This is a genomic window from Cupriavidus sp. MPR-AND1C (genome assembly GCF_058809705.1).
In genome coordinates this window covers 46,234-59,445 of record NZ_JBXASU010000027.1, presented here as the reverse complement: position 1 = coordinate 59,445, position 13,212 = coordinate 46,234, and the positions used below count along the sequence as shown (strand labels likewise).

The following is a 13,212-nucleotide window of genomic DNA, read 5'->3' as shown; positions in this document are numbered from 1 at the left end:
CGACACTGAAGCCGCCGGGGCGGGGGGATGCGCGGCGGGCGCCGCGCGCCCTTACATGCGGAAGTTCTCGCCCAGGTAGACCTTGCGCACCGACTCGTTGGCGATGATGTCTTCAGGCTGCCCGGACGCCAGCACCGCGCCTTCGCTGATGATGTAGGCGTGGTCGCAGATGCCCAGCGTCTCGCGCACGTTGTGGTCGGTGATCAGCACGCCGATGTTGCGTGCCTTGAGGAAGCTGACGATGCGCTGGATTTCGCCTACCGCGATCGGGTCGACGCCGGCGAAGGGCTCGTCGAGCAGGATGAAGCGCGGCGCGGAGGCTAGCGCGCGCGCGATTTCCACGCGGCGGCGCTCGCCGCCGGACAGCGACAGCGCCGGGTTGTCGCGCAGGTGGGCAATCTGCAGGTCATCCAGCAGGGTGTCCAGCCGGCGCTCGATCTCGGCCTTGCTCAGGGGTTTGCCATCGTTGAGCTGCAGCTCCAGCACTGCGCGGATGTTCTCCTGCACATTGAGCTTGCGGAACACGGAGGCTTCCTGCGGCAGGTAGGACAGGCCCATGCGCGCGCGCTCATGGATGGCCAGGCCGCTGATGTGCTTGTCGTCGAGCACGATATCGCCCTCGTCCAGCGCCACCAGCCCCACGATCATGTAGAACGACGTGGTCTTGCCCGCGCCGTTGGGGCCAAGCAAGCCGACCACCTCGCCGCTCTTCACGTCGAGCGACACGTCCTTGACCACGGTGCGCGAGCCGTAGCGCTTCTTCAGGTGGCGCACGACCAGCGTGCTGCTGTCCTTCAGGGTGGCGGGCTGGGACGGTGCGGTTTGGGTAGCGGTCATGAAGGAGAAGTCAGAGTCCGTGGGTCAGGGGTTGACGGGGGCGGTTGCCGGCTTGAGCTGCAGCGGGCTGGCTGCGGCACCGCTGGCGGGCTGCTCCTGGCGCGGCGACAGCACGGCGCGCACGCGGCCCGACGGGCTGCCCGCGGTTGCGTTCTCGGCGCCACCGCTGGCCGTGTAGAACTCGTTGCGGCTGTCATAGGTGATCACCGCGCCGCGGATCTCGTCGACCAGCTTGGCGCCGGCCAGGCGAGCCATGCGGGCGCGCCCGATCAGCTTGGACAACTCCTGCTTGCCGTCATACTCGATGCGGTCGCCCCAGCCGTCGATGTACTCGTCGACGTTGTCGCGCTTCTGGCGGATGTAGGCTTGCTTGCCGCCCTTGGAGGTCGCGACCGCGTACTGGTAGCCCTCGGGATCGGTACGGACTTCGGCCGCGTCGGATTTGAGCACCATGGTGCCCTTGGTCAGCACCACGTTGCCGGTCAGTACATAGACCTGCTTGACGTCATCGTAGCTGGCATTGTCGGCCTCCAGGACCAGCGGCTTTTCGCGGTCGGCCTTTTCGGCGCTGGCGGGCGCGGCCAGCGTGAGGCCAAGGACGGCGGCCAGCGTCAGCAAAGCGGCCGTGCTGCGGCGCAGACAGGACGAAGTCGTCGGGAATGGATTCATGTTGGCGTGATGGCGGTTGACGCGGGCGGCTGGTGCCCGCGGGCGGCTTCAGGGCTACTTCGCGGAACTCGCCGGCGGCGGCCCCGTGATGATGGTGCCGCGTACGTTACCCAGCAATTGTACTTCGCGAGTGACATTGTTGAAGACCAGGCCGTTGGCGGTCATCACCGACGGGCCGCGGGTCAGCTTGACAGCCTTGTCGGTCTTGACGATGTCGTCGTTCACGAGCACCTGGAAATACTCCGAGGCGGCTGTCATCTGTGGATCCTTGGCGGGGTCGGGACCCTGGGCGCGCACGATGAAGGCGTTGCCGAACAGGTCGATGACCGAGCCTTCCGCGTTCATCGTGCCGCGATCGGAGTGGCCGGTGACGGGCGGACGGTCGATTTCGTAGGAGCGCATGGCCGGGCGCGTCACTTCGTAGGTCTGGTCGTCCTCGAAGTGGATCATCTTGTCGCCGGTGAAGCGCAGCTTGGTGTTGCCGTCCTCGGCAAGCTCGGTCGCGGAGAAACGGATCATGTAGTAATCCGGTTCATGCTTCTTGCCTACCGGCCCGGTGTCCGCTGCTTTCGGGGAGTTGACCTGCACCAGCCAGAAGGTGCTGCCCGCCACCAGTGCCATCAGCAGCAGGGGCAGGGCTCGCATGGCAAGCCGGCTCAGGGAGGACAGGATTTCCCGCATAGGCATGGGCTGGCCTCAGATGACCTTGGCGCGGGTCAGGTCATGGATGTGGAGCGCGCCGACCAGGTGCTGCTCTGCGTCGACCACCAGCATCTGGTTGATGCGGTTCGCCTCCATGACCTGCACGGCTTCGACGGCCAGCTGGTCCGGTCCGACGGTATGCGGTGTGCGGTGCATGACCTCGCTGATGGGTACGGTCTTCCAGTCGTGCGAGGTTTCGAGCAGGCGGCGCAGGTCGCCATCGGTGAAGACGCCGATCAGGCGGTCGTCCGGGTCCACCACCGCGGTCATTGCCATGCCTTTGCGGGTGATTTCCATCAGGGCCTGTGCCAGCGGCGTGCTCGCGCGCACCTTGGGCACCGCGTTGCCGCTGCGCATGACGTCGCGCACGTGGGTCAGCAGCTTGCGCCCGAGCGCGCCGCCCGGATGCGAGCGGGCAAAGTCTTCCTCGCCGAAGCCGCGGGCATCCAGCACCGCCACCGCGAGCGCGTCGCCCATCGCGAGTGCGGCGGTGGTGCTGGCGGTCGGGGCCAGGTTGAGCGTGCAGGCTTCTTTTTCCACGCCGGCATTGAGGTGCGCGTCGGCCAGTTTGGCCAGCGTGGACGCGGGGTTGCCGGTCACGGAGATGAGCTTGGCGCCGATGCGCTTGACGATCGGGACGATCGAAAGCAACTCGGCGGTCTCTCCGGAGTTGGAAAAGGCGATCAGCACGTCGTCGCGCGTGACCATGCCCAGGTCGCCGTGGCTGGCTTCGGCCGGATGCACGAAAAACGCGGGCGTGCCGGTCGAGGCCAGCGTGGCCGCGACCTTGCGGCCGATGTGGCCCGACTTGCCGATGCCGGACACGACGACGCGTCCGCTGCAATTGAGCGTCAGTTGCACGGCCTGCACAAATTCGTCGTCCAGGCGGCCTGCGAGGGCGGCGACGGCGTCGGCTTCGATCTGGAGGGTCTCGCGAGCGAGCCTAAGTGCTCGATCCGCATTGAAATTAGCTATCATGGCGACGAAGTATACCAACGAATGCGATGGCGCTTGGGCTGTTCCTGGGATTGGGCGGCCGGGGCGGCCATCGCGCTTGCCGTAATCCGCCGGCAGGGCCGCCCGCACCGGGCCGGCCCGGTGCCCGGCGCGGCGTACCCTGACCCTGTCGATGCACTCTCCGCTGGACCTTACCCTTGTCCTGCTGGCCGCCGCCGTGTTTGGCGTGGTCGCGTTTCGCATGTTGCAGTTGCCGCCGATGCTGGGGTACCTGGTCGTGGGCATCCTGATTGGGCCGCACGCGCTCGGCCTGGCCAGCGATACCGCGCAAACCAAATACCTGGCCGAGTTCGGGGTGGTCTTCCTGATGTTCTCGATCGGCCTGGAGTTCAGTCTGAGCAAGCTCAAGGCGATGAAACGGCAGGTGTTCGGCCTGGGCGGCTCGCAGGTGGTGCTGTCGCTGCTGGCCGTGATTCCGGCGAGCTGGGCGTTCAACTGGCTGTTTCCGCTGTCCTGGCAGGCCTCGGTGGCGCTGGGCGGGGCGCTGGCCATGTCATCCACCGCCATCGTGTCCAAGATGCTGTCGGAGCGGCTGGAGCTTGAGAGCGAGCATGGGCGCAACATCATCAGCATCCTGCTGTTCCAGGATCTCGCCGTGGTGCCGCTGCTGATCGTGATCCCGGCGCTCTCGCGCGATCCTGGCGACCTGATGATGGCGCTGGGCCTGGCCACGGTGAAGATCGTGGCGGCCCTGAGCCTGATCTTCTTCGTCGGCCAGCGTCTCGTGAGCCGCTGGCTCCACATCGTGGCGGCGCGCCGCTCGCAAGAGCTGTTCATGCTCAACCTGCTGCTGGTCACGCTGGGCATGGCCGCGCTGACCGAGCGGCTCGGCCTGTCGATGGCGCTGGGCGCTTTCATGGCCGGCATGCTGATCTCCGAGACGCCCTATCGCCATCAGGTGGAGGAGGACATCAAGCCCTTCCGCGACGTGCTGCTGGGGCTGTTCTTCGTCACCATCGGCATGCTGCTCAACATCCATGTTGTGCTCGATCACTTGTGGCTGGTGCTGGCGCTGCTGGTGGTGCCCATTGTCTTCAAGCTGGTGCTGATCTCCGGCCTGGCCCGCTTGTTCGGTTCACGCCAGGGGGTGGCGATCCGTACCGGCCTGGGCCTGGCGCAGGCCGGCGAGTTCGGCTTCGTGCTGCTTAACCAGATCGACGGCCTGAACCTGGTCGACCCGGTGCTGATCCAGGTCATCCTGGCCTCCATGCTGTTGTCGATGCTGGCAGCACCGTTCCTGATCCAGTACAGCGACGCCATCGTGCTGCGCTTTACCGCCAACGAATGGCTGATGCAGTCGCTCAACATGACGCGCATCGCGGTGCAGAGCCTGCAGACCGAGAAGCACGCCATCATCTGCGGGTTTGGCCGCAGCGGCCAGAACCTGGCGCACATGCTGGAGCGCGAGGGCATTACCTACGTGGCGCTGGACCTCGACCCGGACCGGGTGCGCGAAGCCGCCGGCGCGGGCGATACGGTGGTGTACGGCGATGCCGGCCGGCGCGAGGCGCTGATCGCGGCGGGCCTGCATCGCGCGGCAGCCTTGGTCATCACTTACAACAACACGCCCTCGGCCCTCAAGGTGCTGCACCATGTGCAGGAACTGCAGCCGGCGCTGCCCGTGATCGTGCGCACCATGGACGACTCGGAGCTCGATATCCTGCAAAAGGCGGGCGCCACCGAGGTGGTGCCGGAAAGCATCGAGGGCAGCCTGATGCTGGCCTCGCACGCGCTGGTGCTGCTGGGCGTGCCGATGCGGCGCGTGGTGCGTGGGGTGCAGGAGGCGCGCGATGCGCGCTACAGCCTGCTGCGCGGCTACTTCCACGGCCGCGACGACGAGGAAGACATGGTGGAGCGAGAGTCCGTGCGGCTGCACTCCATTTCGCTCGGCCCGGAGGCCACGTCGGTGGGGCGGCGCCTCGGCGCGCTCGGGCTGGACCGTATCGGGGTGGAGGTGACGGCGGTGCGCCGGCGTGGCATCCGCGCGTTCGATCCAGAGCCCGATACCGTACTGGAGCCGGGCGATATCGTGGTCTTGCGCGGCCAGCCAGAGGCGCTGGAAGCGGCCGAGGCGCGCATGCTGGCCGGTTGAGCCTGCGCTATGCGCTCAGTGGCGCCGCAAGTTCGGGTTCATGCCGCCACGCGGCTGCCGGCGTGCGCCTCTTCCGCCCACGATGGCGGCAGGCCCTCCAGCACGGAGCGCGCATCGAGCGAGCCGATCGGGATGCGCGGGTCGGCGGGAATGCGGCCTTCGCCTTGCAGCATCAGGTAGCGCAGGCAGCATACGCGCAGGAAGGACGTGAAGTTCGCCGCTTCGCCCCGATAGGCCACCAGTTCGTCGTGCAGCCGGGTGATGAGCTGGCCCACGCTCATGCCGTCGCGGCGCGCCAGCGTTTCGAGCACTTCCCAGAACAGGCTTTCCAGCCGGATGCTGGTGGCTACGCCATGCAGCCGGAGCGAGCGGGACTGGCCCTGGTACGACTGCGGGGTGGCCCGGATGAAGATTTCACACATACAAGAACTCCCGTGCTTGACGGCCCGCGATCGCCCTGGGCAGGCTCGCGGGCCGCGTTCGGAAGCCTCTAATGTACGATCTTGGTGCCCAGGACGGCAAGGAACTGCGCCAGCCATGCCGGGTGCGCGGGCCAGGCCGGTGCGCTTACCAGGTTGCCATCGGTGTAGGCCTGATCGACCGGAATGTCGGCATACTTTCCGCCCGCCAGGCGCACTTCGGGCGCGCAGGCCGGATAGGCCGAGCAGGTCCGGCCTTCCAGCACGCCGGCCGCGGCTAGCAGCTGGGCGCCGTGGCACACCGCGGCGATCGGCTTATTGGTGCTGGCAAAGTGCCGCACGATCTCCAGCACCCGCTCGTTCAGGCGCAGGTATTCCGGGGCGCGCCCGCCCGGAATGACCAGCCCGTCGTAGGCCGCCGGATCCACATCGGCAAAGCTCGCGTTCAGCGCGAAGTTGTGGCCGCGCTTTTCGCTATAGGTCTGGTCGCCCTCGAAATCATGGATGGCGGTTGGGCAGCTGGCGCCGGCCGCCTTGTCCGGACACACCGCATGGACCGTATGGCCCACCATCTGGAGTGCCTGGAAAGGCACCATGGTTTCATAGTCTTCGGCGTAGTCGCCGACCAGCATCAAGATCTTTTTCGCCATCGCTGTCTCCTGTATGGTTACGGGTGTCCCGGTGGGGGCGCGCCGCAAAGCGTGCCGTCCGCCCAGGCGTTGCCCATTGTGTTGCCGTTTGCGGCAGCCCGGGTGGTAACCCATTACCGCATCCAGCTTGCCGATTTGGCGGGCTGCCCGAACGAGTCCCCATGCCCAATACCACGATCCAGTCGTCCGCCCTTGGCGACGTTACCCACTACCTGCGCGAACGCATCCGTACCGTGCCGGACTGGCCGCAGCCCGGCGTGATGTTTCGCGACATCACGCCGTTGCTGCAGGATCCCAAGTCCCTGCGCGTGCTGATCGACGTTTTTGTGCACCGCTACATGGACGCCAAGCTCGACGTGGTGGCCGGCATCGACGCACGCGGCTTTATCCTGGGCGCCATCGTGGCGTACGAGCTGAACCTGGGCTTCGTGCCGATCCGCAAGAAGGGCAAGCTGCCGTTCGAGACCGTGGCCGAGGAATATGAGCTGGAGTACGGCAGCGCCACGGTGGAGATCCACGCCGATGCCTGCAAGCCGGGCGAGCGCGTGCTGCTGGTGGACGACCTGATCGCCACGGGCGGCACGATGATGGCTGGCCGCAAGCTGCTCGAGCGGCTGGGCGCCACCGTGGTGGAAGGCGCCGCCATCGTCGACCTGCCCGAGCTCGGCGGCTCGCGCCACCTGCTGGATAGCGGCCTGCCGCTGTTCACGGTTTGCCGCTTTGACGGGCATTGACACGCATTGACGGCCGATCGCCGAGCGGCGCGGGCACCGCGCCTGGCGCTCGCGCTGCCGAGGCCGTGGCGGCATCGCCGCACAGCACTTGCCACGTCCGGCGCGAGCGGCCTGCGCATTGGGCTTGCGGCCATTTCCACCGCGTGGACATGGCGTTGCCCACACATGCCCGCGGGCGCATAATGCCCCATTGACAACGATACGATGGCCGGGCGAAATCTTGCGATCCGCAATGGAGGCACCGGTCACATAAGGGCATAAGGGCGCAGCATGGGCGTACTACTTCATTTGCTTTCCGGCGTGGCGCTGCTGGTGTGGGGCACCAACATCGTCAAGGTCGGCATCCTGCGCGTGTATGGCGCCAACCTGCGCCACGTGCTTTCGTCCAGCATTTCCAACCGGTTCACGGCCTTTGCCGCCGGCCTTGGCGTGACCGGCCTGGTCCAGAGCAGCAACGCGACCGCCGTCATCGTCAGTTCCTTCGTCGGCCAGGGCCTGATTGCCGTGGCCCCGGCGCTGGCCATCATGCTGGGCGCCAACGTCGGCACCGCCATCATGGTGCAGGTATTCTCGCTGGACCTGTCCTGGCTGTCGCCGCTGCTGATCTTCGTTGGCGTGATCCTGCATCTGTCCTGGAAGGGCAACAAGCCTGGCCACGTGGGCCGCGTGCTGATCGGCCTGGGGCTGATCACGCTGGCGCTGGAACTGATCTCCATTGCCACCCGCCCCGTGGTGGAAGCGGCCGGCGTCAAGGTGTTGTTCGGCACGCTCACCGGAGACCCAACGCTGGACATGCTGATTGGCGCCTTGCTGACCATCCTTTGCTATTCGAGCCTGGCGGTGGTGCTGTTCTGCGGGGCGCTGGCCTCGGCCGGGGTGGTGTCCCTGCATGTGGCGATGGCGCTGGTGCTGGGCGCCAACCTGGGCTCGGGTATCTCCGCGTTGCTGACCACCTCGGGCAACAACCAGCCCGGCAAGCGCGTCACGCTGGGCAATCTGTTATCGCGCCTGCTCGGCTGCGTGATCGCGCTGCCTTTGCTGGGGCAGGCCGAACACCTGCTGGCGCTGGTCGATGCCGATCCGCAGCGGCTGGTCGTGAATTTCCACCTGCTCTTCAATGTGGCGCTGGCGGTGCTGCTGCTGGGCGCCACCGGTCCGCTGGCGCGCCTGTGCGAGGCGGTGCTGCCCGGGCGCAACACCGGCGACAGCCAGGTCACCCCGCGTCACCTCGATCCCGCCGCGCTGCCCACGCCGGCGCTGGCGCTGTCCAATGCCGCGCGCGAGGTGCTGCGCATCGGCGACCGCATCGAGCAGATGCTGGACAACATGCTGCGCGTGTTGCGCACCAACGATGCCAAGCTCGCTACCGCCACCTGCCGCATCGACGACGAGGTGGACGATCTCTACACCGCGATCAAGCTCTACCTGACCCGGATCAGCCTGGAGGCGCTGGATGAGCGCGACGGCCGGCGCTGGACGGAGATCATCTCGCTCACCATCAACCTCGAGCACGCCGGCGACATCATCGAGCGCATCCTGCAGGACGCGCGCGAAAAGAAGATCGCACACAACCTGGCCTTCTCGGAAGCGGGCATGCAGGAGATCTCGCAGATGCACGCGCGCGTGGTGGCCAACCTGCGGCTCGGGCTGTCGGTCTTTCTCTCCGGCGACCTGAAAAGCGCGCAGCAGCTGATGGCGGAGAAGGCAACCTTCCGCGAGATGGAGCGCCAGTACGCGCGTACCCACCTGCAGCGCATTGCCGTGCAGACCGCCGAGAGCATCGAGACCAGCTCGCTGCACCTTGACGTGATCAGCGATCTCAAGCGCCTGAACTCATTGTTCTGCGCCACCGCGTACACGGTGCTGGAAGAGGCTGGCGTGCTTAACCGCAGCCGCATGAAGGAAGACGATGGCGAGCCCCCGGCCAGGGCGGTGCCGTCTGCGCAGGCGCACTGAGAAGCCACTAGTGAGCCACTAGGGAGGGCTATAGCTTGTAGCCGATCTCCCGCAGCAGGTTTCGCCGCGAGGCAATGTCAGCCTCGGTTTCCAGCCCGAGCGGCGAAGCGCCATCCACCACGCCAAGCACCGCGCGCCCCTGCGCGGTCTGTGCTACCACCACCTCGGTCGGGTTTGCCGTGGCGCAATAGATGCGGCATACCTCCGGCACCGCGCGCACGGTCGCGAGCACATTGACCGGATAGAAGCCGTCGCCAAGGAACAGCAGGAAGCAGTGACCGGCGCCGATTGCCAGCGCGTTCTGGCACGCCAGGTCGATCATCGCCTCGTCGGTGCCGGACCAGCGCACCAGGCGCTTGCCCGAGGCCTCGCAGAACGCTAGTCCAAAGCGGATGCCCGGCACCGCGCTGGCCAGCGCCTCGTGGATGTCGTCCACGGTCTTGATGAAGTGCGATTGCCCGAAAATGAAGTTGGTCGCCTCGGGCTTGGCGATCGGCACTACGGTGAGTTCCATGGCCGTGCTCCTGCATTGGCCTGTGCCAGCCCCGGAAAGGGCTTCAAGAGGCGCGGCCTTCCGCAGTCTATGGTAGGCCGGGCAAGGTCGAATGCAAGGCGCCGCGCAGGCCTACTTCGAGCAAGGCGGGCGGCGTCTGCGGCGCGCGCGCTGCAGCATCGCGGCGATGGCCACAAGCACGGCCGCGACGCCCAGCGTCAGCGCCAGATTGCCGGATACAGCGCCGCTCGCCTTGGCAGGTATCTGGGCAGCGCTGGCGGCGGCGCTGGCCTCCCGGGCCGCTTGCGCGGGCGGGGCGGATGCCGCTGGCGCTGCAGGTTCATCGAGCGCTCGTGCCGCCGGCGCGGCCAGGTCGATCGGCGTGACGGTGGCCTGCGCCACGGCCGGGCCGGCAACGGCGGCGCAGCCGAGCAGCAGCGCGCATTGCCAGGCGCAAAGGATGGGGCGGAAGCGCTTGCGCACCGTGGTCAGCTGCGCTCTAGCAGCGGCGCCAGGTACTTGCCGGTGAAGCTCGCGCGGCTTGCCGCCACCGTTTCCGGCGTGCCCTTGGCGATTACCTGGCCACCGCCCGCGCCGCCCTCCGGGCCCATGTCGAGCAGCCAGTCCGCGGTCTTGATCACGTCCAGGTTGTGCTCGATGATGACCACGGTGTTGCCCTGGTCGCGCAGCTTGTGGATGACCTTGAGCAGCAGCTCGATATCGTGGAAGTGCAGGCCCGTGGTGGGCTCGTCCAGGATGTAGAGCGTACGGCCGGTGTCGCGCTTGGACAGCTCCAGCGACAGCTTGACGCGCTGCGCCTCGCCGCCCGAGAGCGTGGTGGCGGACTGGCCCAGCCGGATATAGCCAAGGCCCACGTCCAGCAGCGTCTTGAGCTTGCGCCGCACGACAGGCACCGCCAGGAAGAACTCGTGCGCGTGCTCTACCGTCATGTCGAGCACTTCGTGGATGTTCTTGCCCTTGTAGAGCACCTCCAGCGTTTCGCGGTTGTAGCGCTTGCCATGGCAGACGTCGCAAGGCACGTACACGTCCGGCAGGAAATGCATCTCGACCTTGATCACGCCATCGCCCTGGCAGGCCTCGCAGCGCCCGCCCTTGACGTTGAACGAGAAGCGGCCCGGATCGTAGCCACGCTCCTTGGCAGAGGGCACGCCCGCGAACAGCTCGCGGATCGGCGTGAACAGGCCGGTGTACGTAGCGGGGTTGGAGCGCGGGGTGCGGCCGATCGGGCTCTGGTCGACGTTGATGACCTTGTCGAAATGCTCCAGTCCGTCGATGCGGTCGTGCGCGGCCGGCTCCGCCGTGGAGCCATACAGGTGGCGCGCCACCGCGTGGTAGAGCGTGTCATTGATCAGCGTCGACTTGCCCGAGCCGGACACGCCGGTCACGCAGGTGAGCAGGCCCACCGGGATCTCGGCGCTGACGTTGCGCAGGTTGTTGCCGGTTGCGTTGATGATGCGCAGCAGCTTTTCCTCGTCGGGCGCGGCACGCTCTTTCGGCACCTCGATGCGGCGCGCGCCGGACATGTACTGCCCGGTGAGCGAATTGGCCGACTGCTCGATCTGCTGCGGCGTGCCTTCGGCCACGATCATGCCGCCGTGCACGCCGGCGCCCGGGCCGATGTCGACCACGTAGTCGCAGGCGCGGATCATGTCTTCGTCGTGCTCCACCACCAGCACGGAGTTGCCGATGTCGCGCAGGTGCTTGAGCGTGCCGATCAGGCGGTCGTTGTCGCGCTGGTGCAGGCCGATGGAAGGTTCGTCCAGCACGTACATCACGCCGGTCAGGCCGGAGCCGATCTGCGACGCCAGCCGGATACGCTGCGCCTCGCCGCCCGACAGCGTGTCGGCGCTGCGCTCGAGCGACAGGTAATCCAGGCCCACGTTGTTGAGGAAGTTCAGGCGCGCGCTGATTTCCTTGACGATCTTGTCGGCGATCTCGCGCTTGGCGCCGTGCATGTCCAGCGTCAGGAAATAGGTGAGCGCGTCGCGCAGCGGCCAGCCGTTGATTTCGTATATGGCGCGCGCCTGGTCGTTTTCGCCCAGCTTGACGTGGCGCGCCTCGGTGCGCAGGCGGGTACCGTGGCAGGCGGGGCAGGCCTGGTTGTTCTGGTACTTGGCGAGCTCCTCGCGCACCGCGATGGAGTCGGTCTCGCGGTAGCGGCGCTCCAGGTTGGGAATGATGCCCTCGAAGGCATGCTCGCGCACCGTGGTGCGGCCACGTTCGTTCATGTAGGTGAACGGGATCTCCACGTCGCCCGAGCCGTGCAGCACGACTTCCTGCACCTCGGCCGGCAGGTCCTCGAAGGCCGTATCGAGCTCGAAGCCGTAGTAGGCCGCCAGGCTTTGCAGCATCTGGAAGTAAAACTGGTTGCGGCGGTCCCAGCCCTTGATGGCGCCCGAGGCCAGCGACAGGTTAGGGAAGGCCACCACCCGCTTGGGGTCGAAGAAGGTGATCTGGCCCAGGCCGTCGCAGCTCGGGCAGGCGCCCATCGGGTTGTTGAACGAGAACAGCCGCGGCTCCAGTTCCTGCAGCGAGTACGAGCAGATCGGGCAGGCAAATTTGGAGCTGAACCCGTGCTCCTGGCTGGTGTCGATCTCCAGCGCGATGGCGCGGCCGTCGGCCAGGCGCAGCGCGGTCTCAAACGATTCCGCCAGTCGTTGCTTGATGTCCGGGCGCACCTTGACGCGATCCACCACCACGTCGATGGAATGCTTCTCGGTTTTTTTCAGCTTGGGCAGCGCATCCACCTCGTAGACCACCGCCGGTGCCTCATGCGTGGTGCCGCCGCCGGAGCGGATGCGAAAGCGCACGAAACCCTGCGCCTGCATGGTGTCGAACAGGTCGGAGTGTTCGCCCTTGCGGTTGGCCACCACCGGCGCCAGGATCATCAGCTTGGTGTCTTCCGGCAGCGCCAGCGCGGCGTCGACCATCTGCGAGACGCTTTGCGCCTGCAACGCCAGGTTGTGGTCGGGGCAGTAAGGCGTGCCGGCGCGCGCGAACAGCAGCCGCAGGTAGTCGTGGATCTCGGTGACCGTGCCCACGGTTGAGCGCGGGTTGTGGCTGGTTGCCTTCTGTTCGATGGCGATCGCGGGCGATAGCCCCTCGATCAGGTCGACGTCCGGCTTTTCCATCAGCTGCAGGAACTGGCGCGCGTAGGCCGACAGCGACTCCACGTAGCGGCGCTGGCCCTCCGCGTACAGGGTATCGAAGGCGAGCGAGGACTTGCCCGATCCGGACAGCCCGGTAATCACGATCAGCTTGTTGCGCGGCAGATCGAGATTGATGTTCTTCAGGTTGTGGGTACGGGCACCACGGATTCTAATTTCTTCCATATACCGATTGTCTTCGCCAGGCGGGGCCGCCGGTCGGGTCGACAGGCCGGGTCTCACGGAATTTCAAGAAAAAATGCATGCCAGCAGAGCTGCGACCGGCTTCAGCCAGTCACAGGCCGGCTTTTGCCGGCCCGTGCCGGGGCTCGCGGTGTCCCGCAGTGTCCGATTTGGAGCCGAAAGCGCAGCGGAGCAAACCTGTTAATATACCGAACTTCGGTTTCCGGGGGTTGCTTGGGCCATTAGACTGCGCCCTGCAGCAACGGTGGCAGAAGCGCCGCAACTTCCGCTCC

Annotated in this window: 12 protein-coding genes; 3 read left to right on the top strand and 9 right to left on the bottom strand. The window is 66.6% G+C overall.

Annotated elements, in window-relative coordinates; translation table 11 throughout:
- Positions 1–51: 51 nt before the first annotated feature.
- Genes lptB through AC1RWI_RS16665 form a run of 4 tightly spaced genes read right to left on the bottom strand, consistent with a single transcriptional unit; the run spans position 52 to position 3,186 of the window.
- Entirely contained in the window at positions 52–837 is a 786-nt protein-coding gene (lptB, locus tag AC1RWI_RS16680) for an LPS export ABC transporter ATP-binding protein (RefSeq protein WP_043343439.1), read from the bottom strand.
- A 24-nt stretch (positions 838–861) separates the two neighbouring features.
- A complete protein-coding gene (lptA, locus tag AC1RWI_RS16675) occupies positions 862–1,506 on the bottom strand; it encodes a lipopolysaccharide transport periplasmic protein LptA (protein WP_043343440.1) in 645 nt (214 codons plus the stop codon).
- Between the two features lie 54 nt (positions 1,507–1,560).
- A complete protein-coding gene (gene lptC, locus AC1RWI_RS16670; protein WP_043343442.1) occupies positions 1,561–2,187 on the bottom strand; it encodes an LPS export ABC transporter periplasmic protein LptC in 627 nt (208 codons plus the stop codon).
- 15 nt (positions 2,188–2,202) lie between these two features.
- The gene (locus AC1RWI_RS16665; protein ID WP_043343445.1) at positions 2,203–3,186 is read right to left on the bottom strand and encodes a KpsF/GutQ family sugar-phosphate isomerase; all 984 of its coding nucleotides are present in this window, start codon (positions 3,184–3,186) and stop codon (positions 2,203–2,205) included.
- 151 nt (positions 3,187–3,337) lie between these two features.
- Here AC1RWI_RS16665 and AC1RWI_RS16660 point away from each other — a divergent pair, with 151 nt between their 5' ends.
- The gene (locus AC1RWI_RS16660; RefSeq protein WP_043343448.1) at positions 3,338–5,317 is read left to right on the top strand and encodes a monovalent cation:proton antiporter family protein; all 1,980 of its coding nucleotides are present in this window, start codon (positions 3,338–3,340) and stop codon (positions 5,315–5,317) included.
- 38 nt (positions 5,318–5,355) lie between these two features.
- Here AC1RWI_RS16660 and AC1RWI_RS16655 read toward each other — a convergent pair whose 3' ends face one another.
- Both AC1RWI_RS16655 and AC1RWI_RS16650 read right to left on the bottom strand, forming a co-directional pair.
- A complete protein-coding gene (locus AC1RWI_RS16655) occupies positions 5,356–5,739 on the bottom strand; it encodes a ribbon-helix-helix domain-containing protein (RefSeq protein WP_043343452.1) in 384 nt (127 codons plus the stop codon).
- 68 nt (positions 5,740–5,807) lie between these two features.
- A complete protein-coding gene (locus AC1RWI_RS16650) occupies positions 5,808–6,386 on the bottom strand; it encodes a DJ-1/PfpI family protein (RefSeq protein WP_043343454.1) in 579 nt (192 codons plus the stop codon).
- A gap of 161 nt (positions 6,387–6,547) precedes the next feature.
- Here AC1RWI_RS16650 and AC1RWI_RS16645 point away from each other — a divergent pair, with 161 nt between their 5' ends.
- Positions 6,548–7,120 (top strand): adenine phosphoribosyltransferase, encoded by a 573-nt coding sequence (locus AC1RWI_RS16645; protein ID WP_043343457.1) that lies wholly within the window; start codon positions 6,548–6,550, stop codon positions 7,118–7,120.
- Positions 7,121–7,390: 270 nt separating this feature from the next.
- Positions 7,391–9,076, top strand: coding sequence for a Na/Pi cotransporter family protein (locus AC1RWI_RS16640; RefSeq protein WP_043343458.1), 1,686 nt, complete (start codon positions 7,391–7,393; stop codon positions 9,074–9,076).
- A gap of 28 nt (positions 9,077–9,104) precedes the next feature.
- On the opposite strand, the gene AC1RWI_RS16635 is transcribed toward AC1RWI_RS16640, so the two are convergent.
- From AC1RWI_RS16635 to uvrA, 3 genes are all read right to left on the bottom strand, one after another.
- Entirely contained in the window at positions 9,105–9,590 is a 486-nt protein-coding gene (locus AC1RWI_RS16635) for an adenosine-specific kinase (RefSeq protein WP_043343461.1), read from the bottom strand.
- Between the two features lie 111 nt (positions 9,591–9,701).
- The gene (locus AC1RWI_RS16630; protein WP_043343462.1) at positions 9,702–10,052 is read right to left on the bottom strand and encodes a hypothetical protein; all 351 of its coding nucleotides are present in this window, start codon (positions 10,050–10,052) and stop codon (positions 9,702–9,704) included.
- A 5-nt stretch (positions 10,053–10,057) separates the two neighbouring features.
- Positions 10,058–12,922 carry an excinuclease ABC subunit UvrA gene (uvrA, locus tag AC1RWI_RS16625; RefSeq protein ID WP_043343466.1) on the bottom strand — a complete coding sequence of 955 codons (2,865 nt, stop codon included), beginning with the start codon at positions 12,920–12,922 and terminating at the stop codon, positions 10,058–10,060.
- Between the last annotated feature and the right edge of the window lie 290 nt (positions 12,923–13,212).